The organism is Gallibacter sp. Marseille-QA0791 (assembly GCF_965119705.1).
GTDB classification, from domain to species: domain Bacteria; phylum Bacillota; class Clostridia; order Peptostreptococcales; family Anaerovoracaceae; genus Lentihominibacter; species Lentihominibacter excrementipullorum.
Genome location: NZ_CBCPMH010000001.1, coordinates 1,334,747 through 1,357,769, shown reverse-complemented (window position 1 = coordinate 1,357,769; position 23,023 = coordinate 1,334,747). Strand labels below are relative to the sequence as shown.

The window sequence follows — 23,023 nt, the reverse complement described above, 5'->3', positions numbered from 1 at the left end:
TCCTGATAATGTTATTTTAAAACCGTTTTCACTATATCTATAACGTCGCCCAGAACTGCGCTTCCTGTAGGCAGAGGGCCTGCGCCTTTCCCATAGAACATCAGGTCGTCCACAGCGTTTCCCTTGACGAATACAGCGTTGAACTCCTTGTTGATGTTGGCCAGAGGATGAGTTTCGCTTATATGCATAGGACGCACCTCGTATTCGATTTCGCCGTTCTCAAGCTTTTTGGCACGGGCGATGAGCTTTATCTTACAATTGTTGGCGCGTGCTTCCTCTATCTTTTCCTTTGTTATTTGGGTGATGCCGGTAGTAGGTATGTCTTCAGGGGCTACATATTTGTCGAACATGAGAGCCATCAGGATGGTCAGCTTGTTGGCCGCGTCGATCCCTTCCACATCGGCGGTAGGGTCGGCCTCGGCGAAGCCCTGAGCCTGGGCATCCTTGAGGGCAGTGTCGTAATCAAGACCTTCCTTTGTCATCATGGTCAGTATGTAGTTGGTAGTCCCATTGAGGATCCCCAGGACTTCTTCGAATTTGTTGGCTCTGAGAGGTCCTGTCAGAGTGCTGAGGATCGGTATGCCGCCGCCTACGCTGGCTTCGAAACGAAATGCCACGCCATTGTCTCTTGCTGTATCCATCAGCTTGTGGTAGTTTGCTGCGATGGCGGCCTTATTGGCTGTTACGACATGTTTGTTGTTTTCCATGGCCTTGAGCATGAACGATGTGGCGGGTTCGATGCCGCCCAGCAGTTCGATGACGATGTCTATCTCCGGGTCGGTAAAGATCTCATCAGGATCCTGAGTGAATTTCCCGACAGGGACATCGATGCCTCTGTCACGCTCCGTATCACGTTCCAGGATCTTTACGATATCGACCTTGGCGTTGAGCGTGCTTTCGATTTCTTCTCTGTTCATTTCAAGCGTTTTATATGTACCGGTGCCGATGTTTCCCAGCCCCAGCAGCCCTATTTTTACTGTTTTCATTTCTCCCTCCGATAAATCAACAATCAATGAAGTCATTATATAATATATTTGCCGTTTTGTCTCGCATTTTTTGGTATGGGCCGGTTTTTAAAACAGAGGTTGGCTATACAGGCTTTTCCGCAACGAAAAATCCGGCTGCGTACGTTCGTGGACCGCTTCCCGTGGTTTGCTCCATTGACTTTCACGTTTGGCAAAGTAAAATATAAATGTCGGACTTCGCCGGGGAAAGCCGGTGACCGGACACAGATCCGGGGCATCAGCGGCCGGGAACGACTGCCGCGGCAGACGCGGCCTGCGGCGAACAGAGGAAAGGAGAATATGAACATGTCCATGCATATTGTTTTAGTGGAGCCGGAGATCCCTCCCAATACAGGTAATATAGCCAGAAGCTGCGCGGCGACGGGCAGTGTGCTCCATCTCGTCAAACCATTGGGATTTTCCATAGATGACAGGAGCCTTAAGCGGGCGGGACTGGATTACTGGCCTTACGTAACGCTGGAAGTACATGAAAGTCTGGACCGGTTCATGGAAAAGTACGGGAAAAGCGACAGGCGGATGTTTCTGGCTACTACCAAGGGTGGCAGATTGTATACAGATGTCCGGTTCCGGGATGAAGATATGATACTGTTCGGCCGTGAGACAGCAGGGCTGCCCAGGTCATTCATAGCGGAGCATCGGGAGGAAACTGTCAGGATACCTATGAGCGCCGATACTCGTCTGAGGTCTCTGAACTTGGCTAATTCAGTCAACATTATCCTGTTCGAAGCCCTGAGGCAGCAAGGGTTTCCGGGACTAAAATAATAATGTCAATTCCGGGTAAAGCATTGGTAAAAAATCGTCCGTATGATATAATAAAAGCCGAGGTATTTAGAAAATGAGTATAAAACTTGGTTACGATTTGAAAATTGAGCAGTCTCAAAAGCTGGTCATGACGCCGGAGCTGATACAGGCCATCCAGATTTTGAAGTTCAATACTCAGGAGCTGGATTCCTATGTGCAGGAGCAGTTGCTGGTCAATCCTGTTCTGGAACAGGCCAGTGGCGACGCGGGCAGCGGCCAGGACAGCGGAGAGAGCGGAAGCCGCGATGATAGCTTCACGGAAACGGCGTCTGCCGGCAGAGACAGTGCTTCATCACGCAAAGACGATGATTTCGACTGGAAAGAATATATCAAAGACAGACAGTACGATGATATAAGCTACAGACAGTGGGAAGACCGGAACGGGGAAGAAAAGGAGAATACATATGAACAGTATGTGTTCTCCGATGTTACGCTACCCGAACATCTGGTGTTCCAGCTTCAGTGTGCCACCGAAAAGAAGGGCTGCCGCAGAGTTGGCGAATACATAATAGAATCATTGGATGAAAACGGATATCTGACATCTACGGTGGATGAGATCGCAGAGGCTACCGGCGTGCCTGTCGACAAGGTGGAGGAAGTCCTTGATATCATACATGGGTTCGATCCTATAGGTGTCGGCGCAAAAGACCTCGCGGAATGTCTGATGATCCAGCTGAGGTATCAGGGGCAGCTGACGGAGCTTTTCGAGAAGGTCATCAGCGAGCATCTGGAAGATCTGGCCAATGGCAAATTCGGAGCCATCGCTAAGGAACTGGGGATATCTCCGCAGAAGGTTCAGGAGATGAATGACGTGATAAGGTCCTTGGAACCTAAACCGGGGCGGCTTTTCGCGTCGGGAGCGGATACCAAATATATAGTTCCTGATGTAATCATCGAGAAGGTGGACGATCAGTACGTGGTGACGGTAAACGAGAGCAGCACACCGAGACTGATGGTCAGCTCGTATTACAGCAAGCTGATGAAGCAGTCGGAGGAGGACGACAACCTTTCGAAATATCTTTCTGACAGAGTCAACTCGGCAGTATGGCTTATCAAGAGTATAGAGCAGAGAAAGCAGACGATATACAATGTAGTGACGGCCGTGGTGAGGCATCAGAAGGAATTTCTCGACCGGGGGAGCAAGTATTTGAAGACTCTCACTCTCAAGGATATAGCCGAGGAACTGGGGATACACGAATCGACAGTTTCACGTTCCATAAATGGGAAATACCTCCAATGCCCGAGAGGAGTCTTCGAAATAAAGTATTTCTTTTCGGCCGGCGTTTCCGGCAGTCACGGAGAAGGCATATCATCCAACAGCATAAAAGAATTCATCAAGGAGATCGTCGACAGCGAAGACAGCAAATCGCCATACAGCGATCAGGCAATGGTCAGAATGCTGGAAGAAAAAGGCATAAGCATATCGAGACGAACGGTAGCCAAGTACAGAGACGAGATGAACATCCCATCTTCGTCCAGGCGCAAACGATATTAAACTCGGCGGAGGATCCCGGCGGGCTTGATATATAAATCAAATCAAATTTATAGAGTATGTTTAGGAGGAGTTATAAAATGGCAATCAAAATCGGAGTAAGCGGCTTTGGTCGTATTTCTCGTGTGGTTATCCGTGCGGCAATGGATATGCCCGAAATCGAGATCGCGGGGATAAATGTCCGCAACGCCGACGTGGAGTACATGAAGTACATGCTGAAGTACGACACGGTATTTGGGCGTTTTCCGAAAGAGCTGGGGGTATATGAAGAGGGACTTGTGATCGACGGCAGGAAGATACCTGTCTACAGCGAAAGCGACGCGGCTAATATCCCGTGGAGCAAGTGTGGGGCAGAGTACATAGTGGAGGGGACAGGTGCCTACAATACCACAGAAAAAGCCATGGTTCATATAAATCAGGGAGCGAAAAAGGTCATCATCACGGCTCCGGCAAAGGACAAGACGACACCGACCTTTGTTATGGGAGTCAACCACGATGAGTACAGCAAGGATATGGACATAGTGTCCAACGCATCCTGTACGACTAACTGTCTGGCACCTGTGTGCAAGGTCATAGAGGACAACTGGGGCATCGAGCAGGGGCTCATGTCGACCATACACGCGGCGACGGCCAAACAGAAGGTAGTGGACGCCAGATCCTTAAAGGACTGGAGGACAGGGAGATCCGCTTTCGGAAACATCATCCCGACCAGCACCGGCGCGGCGAAAGCAGTAGGTCTTGTTATCCCGTCTCTCGTGGGAAGGATGACGGGTATCGCTTACCGTGTGCCTACCAATGACGTGTCAGTGATAGACGTCAACATACAGCTGAAGAATTCGGCCAGCTACGAGGAAATATGCAGAAAGATAAAGGAAGCTTCCGAAGAAGGTCCAATGAAGGGTGTCATCGAATATGTGGATGACGAAGTGGTGTCCAGCGATTTCATCGGGGATCCGCATACGTCCATATTCGATGCGAGGGAAGGCATCCAGCTCAATGACAAGTTTTTCAAACTGATAGCGTTCTATGACAACGAATATGGATACTCCACCAAAGTGCTGGAGCTGATAAAGCATATGTACAGCGTAGATAACGCATAATAGCGATAACGGACAATGCAGAACCGACAGCAGGCCTTTCCGCCGGCTGTCGGTCATTGAATATAATGAAAAAAGAATGAAAGGGAAGGGTAAAATGAAAAAGACAGTGAGAGATATCGATGTCTCGGGAAAACGAGTCCTCGTCAGGTGCGATTTCAACGTGCCGATGCAGGACGGACGTATAACCGATGACAGGAGGATAACATCAGCGTTGCCTACCATCGAATACCTCGTTGGACAAGGCGCGAAGGTGATATTGATGTCCCACATGGGAAGACCCAAGGGAGAGGCAAAGCCGGAATTCTCATTAAAGCCGGTTGCCGACAGATTATCGCAGCTGCTGGGTCGGGATGTGATATTCGCGCCATCCGACGTGGTGGTGGATGATAATGTAAAAGCGACAGCGGAAGCGCTGCAGCCGGGACAGGTGATGCTTCTGGAAAACGTGAGATACAGGAAGGAAGAGACGAAAAACGAAGAACCGTTCACAGGACAGCTGGCTCAGCTGGGCGAGATCTTCGTCAACGATGCGTTCGGAACGGCTCACAGAGCTCACTGTTCGACAGCCGGCCTGGCAAAATACATGCCTAGTGTTTCCGGCTTCCTTATAGAGAAAGAAGTGAGGTTCCTGGGAGAAGCGCTGGAAAACCCGGAAAGACCATTCCTTGCTATTATGGGTGGCGCCAAGGTGGGGGACAAGATCCCTGTTATCGAGAATCTGCTCAAGAAGGTAGACAGTCTGATCATAGCCGGAGGGATGAGTTATACTTTTTTCAAGGCTATGGGATATGAGATAGGGACTTCCATCTTGGATGAAGAGAGCATAGGCTTGGCCGGGGAAATCATGGAAAAGGCAAAGGCGGCCAACGTCCGACTCCTGCTTCCGGTGGATACGGTATGCGCTGAGAAATTCGACAATGACAGTCCGCATGGAGTTTTTGACAGAGATAAGATCCCTGCTGACATGATGGGGATGGATATAGGACCGAAGACGGTGGAGCTCTACAAGGAAAACATAGCCAAGGCGAAAACCATCGTCTGGAACGGGCCGGCAGGAGTTTTCGAAATGCCTAATTTCGCAGCAGGAACGAAAGCCCTGGCGGAAGCCCTGGCGAAAAGCGACGCGGTCACCATCGTAGGCGGTGGAGATTCGGCTGCGGCAGCGGAGCAGTTCGGTTACGCTGATAAGATGACACATATTTCAACAGGAGGCGGCGCATCCCTCGAATTCCTCGAAGGAAAAGAGCTGCCGGGAATAGCTTGTCTGGAGGATAAATGATGAGAGTACCATTCATTGCAGGAAACTGGAAGATGTTCAAAAACAGGGCGGAGGCCCGCGAGTTTGCGGAGGAATTCAAGAAGCTTTATAAAGACACTGATGTACAGACAGCCATATGCGCGCCTTTTACAGATCTCGAAACGCTGGTAGAGGCCTTTGCGGGAACGGATATAAAGGTGGGAGCGCAGAACGTTCACTTTGCTGATGAAGGAGCATATACAGGAGAGGTCTCAGTGGCGATGCTGGAAGATATAGGCGTTGATTTCTGTATCGTCGGACACTCGGAGAGAAGGCAGTATTTCGCTGAGACAGATGAGACCGTGAACCTGAAGCTGAAGAAGCTGCTGACCGGAGCTATAAGACCTATCATGTGCGTGGGAGAGAGTCTGGACGAAAGGGATGCCGGGAGCGCCTTTGACAGAGTAAAGTCCCAGCTTCAGCTGGGTCTTGCGGACATCGATGCCAAAGATACCGCCAGGATCGTGATAGCTTATGAGCCTATATGGGCCATCGGGACAGGCAGAACAGCCACGCCGGAGCAGGCGGAGGAAATGTGCGCGTTCATCAGGAACACTCTTATAGAGCTGTATGATGAAGATACCGCTGACGAGATGATCATACAGTACGGTGGCAGTGTCAAGCCGGCTAACGCTACAGATATCATGAATATGGATGAGATCGATGGAGCGCTGGTAGGCGGGGCAAGCCTTAAGGCTAAGGATTTCATGGAGATAATAGATTTTTAGCTGCCGGTACGGATTTTAGGAGAAACGGGATCGGCAAAGCAAATTTTATTTATACAGAAAAATCAGGAGGTAAAGAATATGGCTTATATTGAAGATGTGATAGCGAGAGAGGTCCTGGATTCCAGAGGGAATCCGACGGTGGAGGTGGAAGTGCTGCTGGAGGACGGCTCTATAGGAAGGGCGATAGTTCCGTCGGGAGCGTCCACAGGAGTCCACGAAGCCGTGGAGCTGAGAGATGGAGACAAGAACAGATATATGGGAAAGGGAACTCTCAAAGCTGTCGAGAATGTCAACGACGTTATCGCTGATCAGATCTTAGGCTGGGATGCTTTCGACCAGGTGGGTCTGGACAAGATGCTGATAGCGCTGGACGGGACGCCTAATAAAGGAAAGCTGGGAGCTAACGCGATACTGGGCGTTTCCATGGCAGTGGCCAGGGCTGCGGCGGAATCGCTGGGGCTTCCGCTGTTCCAGTATCTGGGCGGCGTCAACGGAAAGGTGCTGCCGACTCCGATGATGAACATCCTCAACGGCGGTTCTCATGCCGACAACACGGTGGATATACAGGAATTCATGATAATGCCTGTAGGCGCTGAGTCCTTCAGAGAAGCGCTGCGAATGGGAGCCGAAGTCTTCCACAATCTGAAGAGCGTCCTCAAGGGAAAGGGCATGAACACTGCTGTAGGTGACGAAGGCGGCTTTGCTCCGAATCTTTCCAACAACGAGGAGGCTATACAGGTCATCATAGAGGCCATAGAAAAGGCAGGATACAAGCCGGGCGATGACGTGAGGATAGCTCTGGACGTAGCAGCCAGCGAATTCTACGACGCTGACAAGGATATCTACAATCTGACGGGAGAAGGCGTCAGCAGGAATGCGGAGGAAATGGTGGCCTACTATGAAATGCTCTGCGACAAATATCCGATAATCTCCATCGAGGACGGACTGGCAGAGGATGACTGGAAGGGCTGGGCGTACCTTACTGAAAAGCTGGGCGGCAGGATACAGCTGGTGGGCGACGACCTGTTCGTTACCAACACAGAAAGGCTGGCGGAAGGAATAGAGAAAGGCATCGCCAACTCCATACTCATCAAGGTAAATCAGATAGGAACGTTGACAGAAACCTTTGATGCCATCGAGATGGCCAAGAAGGCCGGATATACGGCTGTAGTTTCCCACAGGAGCGGGGAAACGGAAGACACTACTATAGCCGATATCGTAGTCGGACTTAATGCGGGGCAGATAAAGACCGGTTCCCTGTCCAGGACTGACAGGATAGCCAAGTACAATCAGCTCCTCAGGATCGAAGAATTGCTGGATTCAGCGGGACAGTACGCCGGGAAGGACGCTTTTTACAATATAAAGAAAAAATAAAAGCCGGAAAACCCAAATGTAATGTGCTAAGACATATGTTACAGAAATAAATAAAAAAAGAGAGATACTTTGATACAATAGTTTTCAACCAAAAAAACAAGTATCAGTAAGGAGTATCTCTCATGAAAAGTATAACCGAAGAAATGAGATTTCGCCAGCGTTTATGTGAATATGCTTTAAAACATGGCGTAACAAAGGCTGCAAGGAGATATCATACCTACAGGCAGTTTGTATATAGACAACTGGAAAAGTACGATGGAAGCGTTCAGAGCCTTGCGCTGAGGTCCAGGAGGCCTCAGCGCAGCCCGAACGCGCATACGGAAGAAGAACTGAAGCTGATAAAGAACATGCTTAGAAGAAACGGACGATATGGTCTTGCAGAAGTATATGTAAGATGTCAAAGCAGAGGATATAGCCGAAGTTTTGAAAGCATGTGCAGACAGATAAGAAACAGGGGATACAGAAAAGTAGAGAGAAAGAAGAAAAGCTATACGAAATATGAGAACATGCAGGGGACATACCCGGGAGAGAAGGTGCAGGTAGATATCAAATATGTACCTCAGGAATGTATAAGGTTCCCGTGTTACGGAGATAAGTATTATCAGATAACGGCGATAGATGAATACAGCCGGAAGCGAGTGCTGAAGATAGTAAAAGAGAAGAGCACATACGAGACAAAGGAATTCATAAAGAGCCTGAGAAAGAGAATGGGATTCAAGATAGAGACTATCCAGGTAGACAACGGGCCGGAATTCGTAAATGACGATGATAAGACGGAAAAGGACAGTGCGTTTGAAAAAGCGGTAAAAAAGCTGAATATGGAGCTTAAGAGGACGAGACCGTATTCGCCATGGCAGAATGGGAAGGTAGAGAGAAGTCACAGAGAAGACGGGAAGATCCTGTATGGCAGAGAAGTATTCACAAGTGAGAAAGAGCTTAAGAAGAAAGTAGCGAGACACGAGAAGAAATATAACAGCACAGCGAAGACGGTATTGAACTTCAAAAGCCCTGATCAGGTAGTAGCGGAGTATTTCTCAAAGTGTAACAAATGTCTTGACAACTAAGAAAAAATAAAAGCCGGAAAACCCAAAACCGTTGATTTTTTAAAAACCCTGTGATACACTTAAAAAGTTAGTAAGTGAGCCCGACTTCGTTGGACACCTGTTGTCACCCTTCGGGCGACATCGATGAAGGAGGATTGAATATGGGAATAGCTCTCAAGATAGTACTTGCGCTGGTGAGCGTGATCCTGACTATAAGCATTCTGTTGCAATCCAGCAACAGCGCCGGAATGTCCGGTTCCATCGGCGGCGGCGCGGAGCAGCTTTTCGGTAAAAGGAAGAGTCAGGGCTATGACGCGATACTGAGCAAGGTATCGACGGTCACGGCAGTGCTGTTTATCGTGTTATCATTGATTCTCGTAGCGATCGAGTAGCGGATACTTTCGAGGATCTTTGTATAGACTTTATCAAATTATTTACAAATCGTGCTTGCACGTTCAGCGGGAGGCGCCATCGACGCCTCCCGTAATACGCATAGGCACGAGGGGGAGGTATCATCAAGATGGAAATTATTGCAATTCTTTCCGTCGCCGCGGCAGTTATAGGGCTTATCGCGGCCGTTGGCCTTGCTGCATGGATAAAGCAGGCTGATGAAGGAAATGACAGGATGAAGGAAATCGCCGGCTACATAAGAGAAGGCGCCATGGCGTTCCTGAAGAGAGAATACCGCATCATGGCTATCGTTATCATCGTGATAGCGCTGCTTATCGGTATCGGACTTCAGAGCGTTACTACAGCCATCCTGTACGTAGTTGGAGCGCTGCTTTCAGTGGCAGCCGGATTCTTTGGCATGAACGTGGCGACTCTCGGTAACGTGAGGACTGCCAACGCTGCTCAGGAATCAGGCATGAACAAGGCTCTCAAGATCGCTTTCAGATCGGGAGCTGTAATGGGTCTCGCAGTAACAGGACTGGGACTCTTGGGACTCGGTGTCGTTGTATGTGTACTGGATCTGGCTACTGTTATGGAGTGCATAACAGGCTTTGGATTCGGAGCTTCATCCATGGCTCTGTTCGGAAGGGTAGGCGGCGGTATCTACACCAAGGCTGCCGACGTAGGCGCCGACCTGGTAGGTAAGGTAGAAGCCGGTATCCCTGAGGACGACCCTAGAAACCCTGCCGTTATCGCCGACAACGTAGGCGACAACGTAGGCGACGTTGCCGGAATGGGTTCCGACCTGTTCGAATCGTATGTAGGATCTATAATATCCGCCGTTACGCTGGCGGCTGTTGCGGCCACCAATTCAGGCGGGCTGTTCGATGAGACGACTGCGGCTCTGTTCCCGCTGATCCTTTCGGGTATAGGCATCATCGCGTCTCTTATCGGTATATTCATGGTGAGAGGCAAGGAAGGCTCCAATCCTGCCAATGCCCTCAACATGGGAACTTATGTAGCGGGTATAATCGTTATCATCGCTACCGTGATCCTTTCCAAGGTGATGATGGGCTCGTACAATTATGCCATCGCTATAATCGCCGGTCTGGTCGTAGGTATTGCCATCGGTAAGATAACCGAGATCTATACATCTGCTGATTATAAATCGGTAAAGAAGATCGCGGAGCAGTCTCAGACAGGTTCCGCTACCACTATCATCAGCGGTCTCGGCGTAGGGATGATGTCCACGCTGTGGCCGATCATCTGCATCGCAGTAGGTATATTTGCGGCTTACTACACTGCCGGAATGTACGGTATCGCACTTTCGGCTGTAGGTATGCTGTCAACTACGGGAATGACCGTAGCCGTTGACTCCTATGGTCCGGTATCCGATAATGCCGGCGGTATCGCCGAGATGTCGGAGCTCCCTGAGAACGTAAGAGAGATAACGGACAAGCTGGACTCCGTAGGAAACACTACTGCTGCTATCGGTAAGGGCTTTGCCATCGGTTCGGCTGCCCTGACTGCGCTGGCTCTCTTCGCATCCTATGCCGAAGTTACTCAGCTGAGCGGCGTTGATCTGCTGAACCCTGTAGTTGTAATAGGACTGTTCATAGGCGCTATGCTGCCGTTCCTGTTCTCAGCCATGACCATGAATTCGGTAGGTAAGGCTGCCAATCAGATGATAGAAGAAGTGAGAAGACAGTTCAGAGAAGACAAAGGCATACTGGAAGGAACCTCCAAGCCTGACTACGCTCACTGCGTAGATATCTCGACCAGGGCTGCTCTCAAGGAGATGATAATCCCGGGTCTTATGGCGATCATCGCACCACTGGTGATAGGTATCGTTCTGGGTGCTGACGCTCTTGGCGGGATGCTGGGCGGAGCGCTTTCATCAGGTGTCCTTCTGGCGCTGATGATGGCCAATGCCGGCGGAGCGTGGGACAATGCCAAGAAGTACATAGAGGAAGGCCACTTCGGCGGCAAGGGCTCGGACCCTCATAAGGCTGCTGTTGTTGGAGATACGGTAGGAGATCCGTTCAAGGATACATCCGGTCCTTCCATCAATATACTCATCAAGCTGATGACTATCGTGTCGCTGGTATTCGCACCTCTGTTCGTGCAGATCGGCGGACTCATCAACATGGTATTCTAGTATTCCAGGACAAGCCTGGATATGCTAAAAGATAGACGGGGGCTGTCGTCTTAACGGGAATAACTGTTAAGGCAACAGCCCCCTTTTCGATACAGGCTGGCGGCTGCAAAAAACTTTTATCGCTTTCTCAAGCTCCCATCGTCGAGATCTCATCCTTCTTGCAGTGATAGGTCGCTTCATCAGAAATGCCAATAATAGAGGATTTTGCTTATTAATGGGCATAATGACCGTTGTATTTCAGGCTTTTGCGATGGCGAATAATAAAAAATCAGTTCCAGCATATTGTTTTAGGCATATTTCGGACAGGCGACCGTTGATTTTATGCCAAAAGGTCGAGTATTTTATGGATTTTAGGCATTTTGCACTGTCTGCGAAGGTCACTCGGCTGTGATTTATGCTCATTGAGCATTAACAACAGATCCATTTTGGCAATTCCTGTCGTGACGGTTCCTTCTTCTGGCTCCTGAATATTTTCAAAAATTTCCTGCCGAGTGACGCGATATTTTTTCGAAAATAGCAGATACTATAAGGGAAAACAGGAGAGGAGAAAGAAGATGAGAAACATGAAGCTTTTCCTGGCAGCAATACTCTGTGTATCATTACTGGCTTTCGCTGGATGCGGCAATAATGACGATAACGGTACGAACGCCAGCGACGGTACTGTGACGGAGGAAAATGTCGACAGAAATGATGACAGCACGAAAAAGGATGATGGCTCATTGACCGAGGATATGGCCGATGGAGCCAGAGATGCTATCGATGATGTGGAAGATGGAGTCAACGACGTGAAGGATAAGGTCGACGGAGAAGACGATGCTGCAAAGGGAACCGGCAACAACTAGTTTAACGATAAAAGGTGGCAATGCCACCTTTTATGCTGTAAAATAGTATCGATATGATAAGAGGGGAAAGGAAAATGGCAAAGAAGAAAAGGAAAAAAGCGCTTACCGGCGTGTTGAGCAAGCACAAACGCGGCTTTGGATTTGTCACGTGTGACGAGCTGGAGCAGGATGTGTTCATCGCAGCAGAGTCTATGAACGGCGCTATGAACGGAGATGAGGTCGAGATAGACCTGATCCCGAGACATCTGTGGAGAGAGTCACCGGAGGGTATCGTTGACCGTGTTCTTTCAAGAAATACGACAGAGATAGTTGGGACCTTTAACCGGAGCAAGAAATTCGGGTTCGTGGTGCCTGACAGCAGGAAATCCCGGGAAGACGTATTCGTGAGGAAAAAAGATTTTGCGGGAGCTAAAAAGGGCGATAAGGTAGTTGCGGAGATAACCAGGTATCCTGACAGAAACAACAACGCTGAAGGAAGGATCGTGGAGATAATAAGCCGGGCAGGACAGCCGGGCGGAGATATAAAGGCGCTGGCCAGAAGCTACGATATGAGCGAGAAGTTTCCGGGAAAGGTCAGCTCCGAGGCCAAAAGCCTCAGACGCCGCGGAGTGACCAAGGCGGACTTGACAGGGAGACGCGACTTGAGGAGCAAGAAGATATTCACCATAGATGGGGCCGACTCCAAGGACTTTGACGACGCGGTATCCATAGAGCTGCTGGAAAACGGCAATTATCTGCTGGGAGTACATATTGCTGATGTGGCTCACTATGTAAAAGAAGGCTCTGATCTGGACAAGGAGGCACTGCGGAGAGGGACCAGTGTTTATCTGCTGGATCAGGTCATACCTATGTTGCCGAAAGCACTTTCCAATGGGATATGCAGTCTTAATCCTCACGAGGAGCGGCTTACTTTGTCGGTAGACATGGAGATAACGCCGGAAGGGACGGTAGTACGTCACGAGATATATGAGAGCGTCATCAATTCAACAGAACGGTTGATCTACGATGATGTATCGGACTTGCTGGAGAAAAACAGCAGGGAAGTGGGCGAAAGATACGCACATATAAAAGAGCAGCTGTTCATGATGAACAATCTGGCTGTGCGGCTGGCGAAAATAAGACATGACAGAGGCAGTTTGGATTTTGACCTGGATGAAGCATGTATCTCCCTGGATAAGAACGGAGTTCCGGTGGATATAGGCATATCTGCGAGGAGAAGCGCCAATAAGATGATAGAAGAGTTCATGTTATTGGCCAACGAGACTGTGGCAGAGCATTTCTACTGGATGGAGGTACCTTTCGTTTACAGAGTCCATGAAAAGCCTGCTGCCGACAAATTGGAACAGCTCAGAGTGTTTCTGAGAAATTTTGGGATCGATCTGAGGGGAAGAGCTGATGGCGTCCATCCTAAAGCGGTGAGCGCTATGCTGGATAAGGTGAAAGGAAAGCAAAGTGAAAGAGTGGTCAACTACGTGACACTGCGATCCATGCAGAAAGCCTACTACAGCACTGTTTGCGATGGCCATTTCGGTCTGGCGCTGAAGTATTACTGTCATTTCACGTCGCCGATCAGGAGATATCCGGATCTGATGATACACAGGATAATCAAAGCCTGCCTCAGAGGGGAGATGACAGGGAAAGCTGCCAAGCATTTCAGAAAGGCGGCGGAATATGCGGCAGACCAGTCGTCAGTGGCAGAGAGAAGAGCAGTGGAGCTGGAGCGGGAAGTGGAAAAGCTCAAGAAGGCGGAATATATAAGCTATCATGTGGGTGAGAGCTTTGACGGGATCATAAGTGGCGTGACCGGCTTCGGCATATACGTGCAGCTTGAGAACACAGTAGAGGGTCTCATCAGGATAGATGATCTCAATGACGATTACTACGATCACGACAGAGAAAAATACGCCCTCATAGGGCGGCGTATGGGAAAGCTGTACAGGCTGGGGGATGAGATAAGCATAATGGTCGACTATGTGGATCTGGAAAACAGAGAGATCAACTTTCTGCCGGTGCAGCGCCGGTAACACTTATAGCCGACAGAGCGTCGCCGGCCTCGTCTATACATACGGGCTTGGCAGCCACATCACCAAGAGAAAGCATACCGACGATCCTGGAGGCTTCTATTACCGGAAGCCTCCTTATTTGATGAGCGGAAAAGAGGAGAGCAGCATCGTGGATATTCATATCAGGCGATACGGTAACGGGAGATGTGGTCATGATGTCTCCGGAGGTCGTTTCTCCTGGCTGCTTCTCAGTCAGGGCTCGAAGAACCAGATCCCTGTCGGTAATGATGCCTTTCAAGTGCCCCGCATCGTCACATACGGGGAGGCATCCCACATCATCTCTTTTCATATGTGATGCTATCTGTGAAACAGAGGCATCCTCTTTTACACATGTTATATTGGTGCTCATGAGATCTCTTACTTTCATTTCTATCTCCTTTCTGCCATATGGAGGTATCGCGGTCCCGCCTGCAGGCGTCGGACCGTGATACTCTCGCCGCTGTGGGATAATGTTCATATCATACGGTCAATAGCTCATAATATATGATTGCCACGATATGCGGTATTTATCCGCAGAAAGCAGATGTACGGCACGAAGATCGTTATCTGTCGCGTCCCCAGAAGTTTCCGGTAAAGAGTATGATTATGGTGAAGAGCTCCAATCTGCCGACGATCATCAGACAGCTCATGAACAGCTTGAGAAACGGATGAAACATGGCATAATTGCCTGCGACAGCCGTTTCGCCGAAGGCCGTTCCCGTATTAGACATTATCGCCAGGGTAGCGGTGACTGTGGAGTCTATGTCAAGACCCTGGAATGACAATACCAGTATGGATATGAGAAACACGAGAAAATAGGTCAGTACGAAGGCGGAGATAGCTGAAACTACAGGAGCGGAGATGGGATCTCTTCCTACTTTCACGGCGACTACTGAGCGGGGATGTATGCGTCGTATACATCCCCTCCAGATCAGCTTGAGCATGACGATCACCCTGATGACCTTGATGGATCCCGATGTGGAGGCGGCGCAGCCGCCGATAAACATCATGGTTATCAGTATCATCTGGCACGAAGTAGGCCAGGATATATAAGGTGTGCTGATATAGCCTGAGGTGGTACCCATGCTGATGACCTGGAAGAAAGATGCTCGCAGTGATGAACCGAAGCTGTCTCCGGTTCCGGCCATGAGCCCTACAGTACACAGTACGACACCTCCCGCCAGGATGGTGAGGAATGCCCGGAGCTCCACATCCTTGAAGAAAAATTTGAATTTACCTGTTATCAGGTAATGGTAAAGGACGAAGTTCAGGGCGGAGAATATACAGAAAATAGCCATCACGACCTCTATATATACGCTTTCATAGTAGGCGATCCCTTCAGGATGCACCATCACGCCGCCGGTGCTGATGTTCCCCAGAGACGTTATGACAGCATCGAAGAATGGCATTTTCCCGGAGAGCATTAGCAGGATGATCTCTAATATCGTGAGAGAAATGTATGTGATATAGAGGATCTTTGCCGAATCGCTCATTCGAACAGTCATCTTTCGCAGTACAGGTCCGGGAGTTTCAGCTCTGGCTATGATCTGACCGTTTATACCCAGTGCTGGCAGGAAGGAGATGACGAACAGCAGTATGCCCATTCCGCCCAGCCAGTTGGATATGGCTTTCCACAGCAGTAATCCTCCGGAAAGTATGTTTCCTGTCACAACAGTGCAGCCGGTGGTCGTGAATCCGGCTGTGGCTTCAAAGACAGCATCTATATAGGTATCTGTGAATTCTGAAAGATAATAGGGAAAGGCTCCGATGGTGGAGGCCAGGACCCAGCAGGATGCTACGACGATATAGCCTTCTCTGGCTCGGAATCTCGGTTTATGGGATTTGACTGCCAGGATGATCACCAGGCCTGCGATGATGGTGGGCGGCACGCATTTGCCAAAGGCTGATGTGGCGTCGCTGTCGCCTGAAGCTATGGAGTATATCCATGGAATGACCATGGTGAGGCCAAGGACAAGTATTATGATGCCCATTATCTTGATTATGGCTTTGTAATTCAGATTTGCTACAGACATTTGAATTCTCCTGTCAACGATTAGGGTTCCAGAATCTCGGCGTCAGCACGATGAACAAAGTATAAAGTTCCAGTCTGCCGGCCAGCATGTATACGGAAAGGGTGTACAGCGACAGATCGGAGAGGACTCCGAAATTGTCCACAGGGCCGACGGCGCCTAGACCGGGGCCTACATTGCCTATGCATGTTATTACCGATGAAAAGCAGGTGATCAGATCGGCATTTTCGAATGAAATGATGAAAGCGCCGACGAAGACCATGATCACATAGAGGAAGGCATGGCTGACGATGGCGGAGGCCGTATCATTCGTGATGTTTTCTCCGTCCAGCTTTACTGATTCCACTACGTTAGGGTGAAGCCTGGTGGAGATCCCGCGTTTTATCAGCTTGAAGAGGACCATGATCCTTATGACTTTCAGGCCGCCGCCTGTCGAGGAGGAACAGCCTCCGACAAACATGAGGAACAGTAGCACTACCTGACATACGATAGGCCATGTTTCGTAGTCGGCTGTTATGAACCCGGTGGTGGTGAGGATAGAGGACACCTGGAAGACCGAATCGCTGAGAGCAGATCCCGATGATTCATATTGACCGCTTATCATCAGCATGGCGAATATGAACAGTGATGATATGGCGAATATGAGAAAGTACACTCTGAATTCGGAATCTTTCAGCAGTACTTTTATTCCGTGTTTTGCCGATAAATAGTAGAGGTTGAAGTTGACGCCGCACAGGAACATGAAACCGGTGACGACCATACGGAGGTAAGTGCTGTCGAAGTGGCCTATGCTGTCGGAGTAATTGGAAAGACCTCCGGTGCCTACGGAACCGAAGGTGGTTATCAATGAGTCGTACAAGCTCATTCCGCCGGCCATCAGCATGATAGTCTCGGCAATGGTGAACAGCAGATAGATGGTATAGAGAGACTTGGCTGTATCGCTCATCTTAGGAGTTATTTTGTCGAGCGACGGTCCTGGCGCTTCAGATACCGCGATATTCTGGCCGCTTATCCCCAGCGAGGGCATCAACGCAATGGCGAAGATGAGGATACCCATCCCTCCTATCCAGTGAGTGAAGGAACGCCAGAAGAGAATCCCCTTGGGGAGAAGCTCCGGCTTAGCCAATACAGTAGCTCCGGTAGTAGTGAAGCCCGAACACGATTCAAAAAACGCGTCGGCAAAATGAGGGATACTGTCGGTGACGACAAATGGAACAGCACCCAGCGCGGCTGAAATGAACCAGCACAGGGACACTATGAGAAAGCCGTCGCGGATCTTCAGATTCAATGTCTCTCTGTGACATGATTTTACCAGCAGAAAACCGGCGGCACAAGCCGCCAGCATCGTCATCAGAAAGGGTATGTATATCGCAGAATCATCATATATGAAGGAAACGATGAGGGAAGGGATCATGGCCATGGCGATCACGATCAGCGTGATGCCGACTATCCTCAATATCGAGCTTAAACTGAGATTCATATGCCCCCCTATCTGTTCCTTCTGAAAAAGCTCAGTCTGCCTGTATCCTTTATCAGGGATTCGGTAATGACTCTGTCTTTCAGAAGACTCAGGAGAATGATCCTGTCGTTTTCATGTATTTCCGTATCGCCGTTAGGTATTATCACTTCTGCACCTCTGTGGATGGCAGCTATCAGTATACCGTCATGGAGATCAAGCTGGGAAAGAGGAGTATCCAGTATCTTCATGTGCGGAGTGGCGATTATTTCCATTATTTCAGCCTGTCCTTCGATCAGGTGAGAAGAGAGGATCTTTTTGGAACCCTGCACGAAGTGGAGTATGTTGCTGGTGGTTATATCGAGTGAGTTGAGAGCCATGTCGATCCCCATGCGGGAGATTATTTCCGCATAGCTTGTCCTGCTTACGGTGGCTATCACGTCTTCTACCCCATGCTGTTTCGCGGTAAGGGCCAGCAGCAGATTGTCCTCGTCAAAGCCTGTGACGGTAACGAAGGCATCCATCAGGTCAAGGTTCTCCTCTTCCAGCAACGTCAGATCAGTAGCGTCGCCATGGAGTATCATCACGTCCTCGAGATGGGTGGACAGATAGTGGCAGCGCTCTTTGTCCCGTTCGATCAGTTTTACGGCAGCTCCGAATTCGGAAAGCATTTCGGCGAGATAAAAACCGGTCTTACCACCGCCAACGATCATTACTTTTTGTAGATCAGTATACTTTCCTCGTTCGTGTACTTTCGAATTGAGCTCCAGGATAGGCGCTTTTTCGCCGATTATATATACGAAGTCGTTCTTGTCTATGATCTCGTCCCCATGAGGTATGATCACCTTGCCGTTTTTTGATATGGCTGCTACCAGCATGTTGGGAAGGATCCCGGGAACATCCCTCATGGACTTACCGATGAGTTTCGGGTATCGTTTTACAGGGAATTCTACCAATGACACTTTGCCGGATGAGAATATACCGTTGCTCAGAGTGTATTTCTCCGCCAGATATTTGTAGATCTCGACAGTTATGCCCTGGTTTGGATTGACGATATGGTCTATATCCATCGTCTCCTTGATGAAATTTATCTGCTGCATGTGTTCCGGATCTCTTACTCTGGCAACTACCTTATTGCAGCCCAGCTTTTTGGCAAAAGAAGCGATAATGATATTGGCTTCATCATTGAAGGTGGTCGCGATGAGATAATCGTAGGAATCGATATCCAGCTGTTTGAGTATTTTTATTTCCTTGGCGTTTCCATGGACCACCATGACATCCATCTGAGAGCTGATCTTTTCCAGCAACTCTTCATTGGTATCTATCAGTGTTACCGAGTGATCGCCGCCCAGCAATGCGGTAGCTACGTTTCTTCCCAGCTTGCCGGCGCCGACTATGGCTATTTTCATAACGTCTCTCCTGTACAGACTAAGTTACCTGTGAAATATTGAACAGAATAATTCTACCACTTATTATAGGGATTTCAACATATAATTGCAAGAAGAGCGCAAATGGATTAAAATGTTTAAAGTGATATCGGGAAAGAGGTGAACTCAAATGTTGAAGATAGAAAGACTGATATGCGGTATGCTGGAAAGCAACTGCTATGTGATATACCATGAAGATGGGGGCCAATGCTATGTGATAGATCCTGGATATGGAGCCAGGGCTATTTCGGATGTGATACGCACGCATTCATTGAAGCCGAAAGCCATATTGCTGACACATCACCATTACGATCACGTGGGGGCAGTCAAAAAGCTCAGGGACGAATTTCCGTGTCCGGTGTATCTTCACCGGGCTGATTGTGATATGTACGGGAAGCCGGTGGATGTTTATATGGAAGATGGTGATATCATCGATCTTGAAGGAGAGCTGATCAGGGTCGTGAGCACTCCCGGACATACGAAGGGAAGCGTGTGCTTTCTCAGTGAGGCCAGCAAAGTCGTGTTCACAGGGGACACGGTGTTTAATGTTGATCTGGGCAGGACTGATCTGGAGGACGGCTCTGAAGCGGAGATGCGCGACAGCATATTGAACGTGGTGGATGGATGGAACAACGATATGATGATATATCCGGGACACGGGGACGGATGTACCATGAAGACGGTCAGAAAGATAAATGCGGAATTCAATGAGATAGTGAACGGAAGGTAGGAAAATGACTGTAAAACTCATCGCTTTAGATATGGACGGGACGACGCTGAACAATGAAGGAAAGATAAGCGGACGCAACAGGAAGACGTTGGAAAAGGCCGCGGCAAAAGGTGTGAATATAGTGATCGCTACGGGAAGACCCAGATCAGCGCTGCCGAAAGATGTACTGGAGATAGGCGCTATCAGATACGCGCTCACATCCAATGGAGCCAGGATAACGGATCTGGCAGAGGGAAAGACTATATATGAAAACTGCATGTCGCCATTGGCGGCTGAACGTTCAGTGGAACTGCTGAGAAATTATCACTACGTCATCGAGTGTTTCATAGATGGCGTTGCCTACATAGACAAATGGTACTACGATGAAGTGAAGCAGTCGGGAGAAAGCTTCAGAAGCGTCAGTTACATCCTCAACACCAGGAATCCGGTGGAAGACATATATCAGTTCATCCTTGAACATCGAAACTCCATCGAAAATATAAATATAAATTTCGAGGATATTTCGGAAAAACCGGCCATGAGGGAAAGGCTGCTGACGATACCGGAGGCTACTATAACCAGTTCCTTTAATCATAATCTTGAAATAGGCGGGGCTACAACCAGTAAGGCTGACGCGTTGGAACACATGTGCCAGATATTCGGCGTCGGACAGGACGAGATGATGGCGGTGGGCGACAGCCCTAACGATATAGCGATGCTGAAAGCTTCCGGAATACCGGTAGCTGTGGGCAACGCTAAGGATGAGGTCAAGGCAGTGGCCAGATATATAGCTCCTACCAACCAGGAGGATGGAGTGGCTGATGCCATAGAGAAGTTCGTTCTGGGATGAGACGTCACGAGATGGTCGGCGACTCTGAGCGGATCTGCGGATCCGGCGATCGCCTGTCCGGTCTCAGGCATGTCGAAAAGCTGAGTGTAAAATCGTTTAAAATCACATAGGAATCATATGAGAATCATATGGGAATCGGAGAGTCCAATTACCGACAGTGTGTCCGGTGATTGGGCTCCTTTGATTTTATATACATTTTGCGGCAAGACGTAGCAAAATTATTTGAATGAGTGAAGCGAATTCTCTTGACACGACATATATTACATATTATTATATTTATGTAAAAAAATGTAATAATAAGTTGCGGTAAATACGGAAAGAGCGAAAAAAGGGGAACGGAACATGGGAAATGTGAATAACGTCGTCATCGGGAGGATCGGCGAGGAAGCGGCTGCCGGGATGCTGGAAGCTGAAGGGTACAGGATATTGGAGCGCAATTATATGAGCCCTGAAGGGGAGATAGATATCATCGCGGAAAAGGATGCGGATATCGTTTTCATCGAGGTCAAAGCGAGGAGAGGGATCCTTTATGGCAGACCATGCGAGGCGGTAAGCGCCAGGAAAAGACGGAGGCTGAAGAGCGCGGCGGTATGCTATCTGCGGGAAAGAACCCCCGGGGAACGGATATATGGAAGGATGAGGTTCGACGTAGTGGAAGTGGTGGTAAATCATATTATGGACGCGTTTTGAACAGGGGGGGGAGAAGAATGCTTGCAAAGGTAAAAACCGCTACTCTGGCAGGCGTAAAGGGCAGCGTGGTGACGGTGGAGACAGATATGCACAGAGGTCTGCCCACGCTGAACATCGTAGGGCTGGCGGATGCCACCATAAGGGAGGCTTGCGGCAGAGTGAAACCGGCGATCATGAATTCCGGATTCCATTTCCCGGATGGAAGAGTGACCGTGAACCTGGTTCCGGCAGGCAAGCGCAAGGAAGGAAGCCATTTCGATTTGCCTATAGCAATAGGTATAATGGCGGTAGAGCAAAACGTATCTTCGGTCCTGGCGAAGGGAACGACGGCGTTTCTGGGTGAGATATCCCTTGATGGGACTGTGAATCCCATAGCCGGCGCGCTGCCGTTGGCTATGAGCCTCAGGGAAGCAGGGATAGAATGGGTGCTGTTGCCTGAAGCTAATGCGGAGGAAGTGGCAGTCCTGAGAGATCTCAATATACTTCCTGTGAAAGACTTGCGGCAGGCGGCAGGACATGTCTTTGGGGATGAGAAAATAGCGATATATAATAATAGAAGAGAGACGTGGAGCCGGAAAGAAAACCGGGAAGATTTCTCGCAGGTAGCAGGACAGGAGACCGCGAAAAGGGCGGTCACCATCGGCGTGGCGGGAAATCATGGGTTGCTGATGATAGGAGGACCGGGGTGCGGGAAGACTATGATAGCAAAGCGGGTGCCTACCATAATGCCCGAGCTGACCTATGAGGAAATGCTGGAAATAACGGGGATCTACAGTGTCGCGGGGCTTTTGGGGAGGGAGAGACCGGTGATCGGCGAAAGGCCTTTTCGCAGCCCTCATCATACGATTTCCATGGCCGCTCTTATAGGCGGCGGGAACAGACCGAAGCCGGGGGAATTATCGCTGGCTCACAGAGGCGTGCTGTTTCTGGATGAGCTGGGAGAATTCGACAGCAAGGTCATTGACTCTATGAGGCAGCCGTTGGAGAGCGGACGTGTCATGATAAACCGAAGCATGGAAGAAGTCGTGTTCCCCTCCAGCGTGATGCTGATTGCGGCGGCCAATCCATGCAGATGCGGCAATCTATGGGATGACAGGAAGGTGTGCACATGTACCAGGAGACAGCTGGACAGCTACAGGAGAAAACTTTCAGGACCCTTTGCCGACAGGATAGACATGCACATCAGGATGGATCCTGTGAAGAAGGAATATCTCACCGCCGACGGTATGGGAAACAGCCTTATTTCGATTTCTTCCGGCGAGATGAGGGAGATGGTTCGAAAGGCCAGGCGGATACAGCGTGAAAGATACAAGGGTACAGACTATGAAAATAATGGAGGACTGGATGAGAGCGGTCTGGAAAGGTTTTGCGAGACAGACAAGAAAGGGCGCAGTCTCATGGCGGAAGCGCACGACAGGATGGGACTGACCATGCGGGCGTACGGCAAGCTGCTGAAGGTTGCCAGGACTATCGCGGATCTGGAGGAAGCGGATATCATAAGAGAAGAACATGTGGCGGAGGCGCTGATGTACAGGACATCGGGCTTCTGAACAGGGGGTGCGGGAGGAG

At 49.5% G+C, this 23,023-nt stretch carries 20 protein-coding genes; 15 read left to right on the top strand and 5 right to left on the bottom strand.

Annotated features, from left to right (window positions below):
* Positions 1 to 11 precede the first annotated feature (11 nt).
* The gene (locus ACQY69_RS06315) at positions 12 to 986 is read right to left on the bottom strand and encodes a homoserine dehydrogenase (protein WP_428259507.1); all 975 of its coding nucleotides are present in this window, start codon (positions 984 to 986) and stop codon (positions 12 to 14) included.
* A gap of 324 nt (positions 987 to 1,310) precedes the next feature.
* On the opposite strand from ACQY69_RS06315, the gene trmL reads away from it, so the two are divergent.
* The 11 genes from trmL (at position 1,311) to rnr (ending at position 14,274) form a co-directional block, all read left to right on the top strand.
* Positions 1,311 to 1,787: a tRNA (uridine(34)/cytosine(34)/5-carboxymethylaminomethyluridine(34)-2'-O)-methyltransferase TrmL gene (gene trmL / locus ACQY69_RS06310; protein WP_428259505.1), complete on the top strand. Its 477-nt coding sequence runs from the start codon at positions 1,311 to 1,313 to the stop codon at positions 1,785 to 1,787.
* Positions 1,788 to 1,860: 73 nt separating this feature from the next.
* Positions 1,861 to 3,321 (top strand): RNA polymerase factor sigma-54, encoded by a 1,461-nt coding sequence (gene rpoN / locus ACQY69_RS06305; protein ID WP_428259503.1) that lies wholly within the window; start codon positions 1,861 to 1,863, stop codon positions 3,319 to 3,321.
* Between the two features lie 77 nt (positions 3,322 to 3,398).
* Positions 3,399 to 4,418: a type I glyceraldehyde-3-phosphate dehydrogenase gene (gene gap, locus ACQY69_RS06300; RefSeq protein WP_428259501.1), complete on the top strand. Its 1,020-nt coding sequence runs from the start codon at positions 3,399 to 3,401 to the stop codon at positions 4,416 to 4,418.
* Between the two features lie 94 nt (positions 4,419 to 4,512).
* On the top strand, positions 4,513 to 5,697 hold the full coding sequence (locus tag ACQY69_RS06295) for a phosphoglycerate kinase (RefSeq protein ID WP_428259499.1): 1,185 nt from the start codon (positions 4,513 to 4,515) through the stop codon (positions 5,695 to 5,697).
* Positions 5,697 to 6,443 (top strand): triose-phosphate isomerase, encoded by a 747-nt coding sequence (gene tpiA, locus ACQY69_RS06290; protein ID WP_428261024.1) that lies wholly within the window; start codon positions 5,697 to 5,699, stop codon positions 6,441 to 6,443. Before ACQY69_RS06295 ends, tpiA begins: the two co-directional genes overlap by 1 nt.
* A gap of 78 nt (positions 6,444 to 6,521) precedes the next feature.
* Entirely contained in the window at positions 6,522 to 7,817 is a 1,296-nt protein-coding gene (gene eno / locus ACQY69_RS06285; protein WP_428259497.1) for a phosphopyruvate hydratase, read from the top strand.
* Positions 7,818 to 7,939: 122 nt separating this feature from the next.
* On the top strand, positions 7,940 to 8,881 hold the full coding sequence (locus tag ACQY69_RS06280) for a DDE-type integrase/transposase/recombinase (protein ID WP_428257570.1): 942 nt from the start codon (positions 7,940 to 7,942) through the stop codon (positions 8,879 to 8,881).
* A 140-nt stretch (positions 8,882 to 9,021) separates the two neighbouring features.
* Positions 9,022 to 9,252 (top strand): preprotein translocase subunit SecG, encoded by a 231-nt coding sequence (secG, locus tag ACQY69_RS06275; RefSeq protein ID WP_428259495.1) that lies wholly within the window; start codon positions 9,022 to 9,024, stop codon positions 9,250 to 9,252.
* Between the two features lie 128 nt (positions 9,253 to 9,380).
* Positions 9,381 to 11,408: a sodium-translocating pyrophosphatase gene (locus ACQY69_RS06270; RefSeq protein ID WP_428259493.1), complete on the top strand. Its 2,028-nt coding sequence runs from the start codon at positions 9,381 to 9,383 to the stop codon at positions 11,406 to 11,408.
* Positions 11,409 to 11,962: 554 nt separating this feature from the next.
* Positions 11,963 to 12,250: a hypothetical protein gene (locus tag ACQY69_RS06265; RefSeq protein WP_428259491.1), complete on the top strand. Its 288-nt coding sequence runs from the start codon at positions 11,963 to 11,965 to the stop codon at positions 12,248 to 12,250.
* 74 nt (positions 12,251 to 12,324) lie between these two features.
* Positions 12,325 to 14,274 carry a ribonuclease R gene (gene rnr / locus ACQY69_RS06260; protein ID WP_428259489.1) on the top strand — a complete coding sequence of 650 codons (1,950 nt, stop codon included), beginning with the start codon at positions 12,325 to 12,327 and terminating at the stop codon, positions 14,272 to 14,274.
* Here the strand turns inward: rnr and ACQY69_RS06255 are convergent.
* From ACQY69_RS06255 to trkA, 4 genes are all read right to left on the bottom strand, one after another.
* Complete coding sequence (locus tag ACQY69_RS06255) at positions 14,246 to 14,680, bottom strand: CBS domain-containing protein (protein ID WP_428259487.1); 435 nt, start codon at positions 14,678 to 14,680, stop codon at positions 14,246 to 14,248. The two genes, rnr and ACQY69_RS06255, sit on opposite strands and share 29 nt — an antisense overlap.
* A 175-nt stretch (positions 14,681 to 14,855) precedes the next feature.
* Positions 14,856 to 16,325 (bottom strand): TrkH family potassium uptake protein, encoded by a 1,470-nt coding sequence (locus ACQY69_RS06250; RefSeq protein WP_428259485.1) that lies wholly within the window; start codon positions 16,323 to 16,325, stop codon positions 14,856 to 14,858.
* Positions 16,326 to 16,338: 13 nt separating this feature from the next.
* Positions 16,339 to 17,802 (bottom strand): TrkH family potassium uptake protein, encoded by a 1,464-nt coding sequence (locus tag ACQY69_RS06245; RefSeq protein WP_428259483.1) that lies wholly within the window; start codon positions 17,800 to 17,802, stop codon positions 16,339 to 16,341.
* 8 nt (positions 17,803 to 17,810) lie between these two features.
* The gene (gene trkA / locus ACQY69_RS06240) at positions 17,811 to 19,187 is read right to left on the bottom strand and encodes a Trk system potassium transporter TrkA (RefSeq protein WP_428259481.1); all 1,377 of its coding nucleotides are present in this window, start codon (positions 19,185 to 19,187) and stop codon (positions 17,811 to 17,813) included.
* 148 nt (positions 19,188 to 19,335) lie between these two features.
* Between trkA and ACQY69_RS06235 the strand changes: the two genes are divergently transcribed.
* The 4 genes from ACQY69_RS06235 to ACQY69_RS06220 all read left to right on the top strand — a co-directional run bounded on the left by ACQY69_RS06235 (position 19,336) and on the right by ACQY69_RS06220 (position 23,004).
* Positions 19,336 to 19,935: an MBL fold metallo-hydrolase gene (locus ACQY69_RS06235; RefSeq protein ID WP_428259479.1), complete on the top strand. Its 600-nt coding sequence runs from the start codon at positions 19,336 to 19,338 to the stop codon at positions 19,933 to 19,935.
* A 4-nt stretch (positions 19,936 to 19,939) separates the two neighbouring features.
* Entirely contained in the window at positions 19,940 to 20,764 is an 825-nt protein-coding gene (locus tag ACQY69_RS06230) for a Cof-type HAD-IIB family hydrolase (RefSeq protein ID WP_428259477.1), read from the top strand.
* A gap of 342 nt (positions 20,765 to 21,106) precedes the next feature.
* A complete protein-coding gene (locus ACQY69_RS06225) occupies positions 21,107 to 21,454 on the top strand; it encodes a YraN family protein (RefSeq protein ID WP_428259475.1) in 348 nt (115 codons plus the stop codon).
* Between the two features lie 17 nt (positions 21,455 to 21,471).
* Entirely contained in the window at positions 21,472 to 23,004 is a 1,533-nt protein-coding gene (locus ACQY69_RS06220) for a YifB family Mg chelatase-like AAA ATPase (protein WP_428259474.1), read from the top strand.
* Positions 23,005 to 23,023: the final 19 nt, after the last annotated feature.

Coding starts and splice junctions, on each gene's coding strand:
- ACQY69_RS06250 (WP_428259485.1), bottom strand. CDS start 16,325: ATGTCTGTAGCAAATCTGAATTACAAAGCCATAATCAAGATAATGGGC.
- rnr (WP_428259489.1), top strand. CDS start 12,325: ATGGCAAAGAAGAAAAGGAAAAAAGCGCTTACCGGCGTGTTGAGCAAG.
- trmL (WP_428259505.1), top strand. CDS start 1,311: ATGTCCATGCATATTGTTTTAGTGGAGCCGGAGATCCCTCCCAATACA.
- ACQY69_RS06315 (WP_428259507.1), bottom strand. CDS start 986: ATGAAAACAGTAAAAATAGGGCTGCTGGGGCTGGGAAACATCGGCACC.
- ACQY69_RS06255 (WP_428259487.1), bottom strand. CDS start 14,680: ATGAAAGTAAGAGATCTCATGAGCACCAATATAACATGTGTAAAAGAG.
- ACQY69_RS06270 (WP_428259493.1), top strand. CDS start 9,381: ATGGAAATTATTGCAATTCTTTCCGTCGCCGCGGCAGTTATAGGGCTT.
- ACQY69_RS06295 (WP_428259499.1), top strand. CDS start 4,513: ATGAAAAAGACAGTGAGAGATATCGATGTCTCGGGAAAACGAGTCCTC.
- gap (WP_428259501.1), top strand. CDS start 3,399: ATGGCAATCAAAATCGGAGTAAGCGGCTTTGGTCGTATTTCTCGTGTG.
- ACQY69_RS06230 (WP_428259477.1), top strand. CDS start 19,940: ATGACTGTAAAACTCATCGCTTTAGATATGGACGGGACGACGCTGAAC.
- ACQY69_RS06280 (WP_428257570.1), top strand. CDS start 7,940: ATGAAAAGTATAACCGAAGAAATGAGATTTCGCCAGCGTTTATGTGAA.
- secG (WP_428259495.1), top strand. CDS start 9,022: ATGGGAATAGCTCTCAAGATAGTACTTGCGCTGGTGAGCGTGATCCTG.
- ACQY69_RS06265 (WP_428259491.1), top strand. CDS start 11,963: ATGAGAAACATGAAGCTTTTCCTGGCAGCAATACTCTGTGTATCATTA.
- rpoN (WP_428259503.1), top strand. CDS start 1,861: ATGAGTATAAAACTTGGTTACGATTTGAAAATTGAGCAGTCTCAAAAG.
- trkA (WP_428259481.1), bottom strand. CDS start 19,187: ATGAAAATAGCCATAGTCGGCGCCGGCAAGCTGGGAAGAAACGTAGCT.
- ACQY69_RS06245 (WP_428259483.1), bottom strand. CDS start 17,802: ATGAATCTCAGTTTAAGCTCGATATTGAGGATAGTCGGCATCACGCTG.
- tpiA (WP_428261024.1), top strand. CDS start 5,697: ATGAGAGTACCATTCATTGCAGGAAACTGGAAGATGTTCAAAAACAGG.
- ACQY69_RS06225 (WP_428259475.1), top strand. CDS start 21,107: ATGGGAAATGTGAATAACGTCGTCATCGGGAGGATCGGCGAGGAAGCG.
- eno (WP_428259497.1), top strand. CDS start 6,522: ATGGCTTATATTGAAGATGTGATAGCGAGAGAGGTCCTGGATTCCAGA.
- ACQY69_RS06235 (WP_428259479.1), top strand. CDS start 19,336: ATGTTGAAGATAGAAAGACTGATATGCGGTATGCTGGAAAGCAACTGC.
- ACQY69_RS06220 (WP_428259474.1), top strand. CDS start 21,472: ATGCTTGCAAAGGTAAAAACCGCTACTCTGGCAGGCGTAAAGGGCAGC.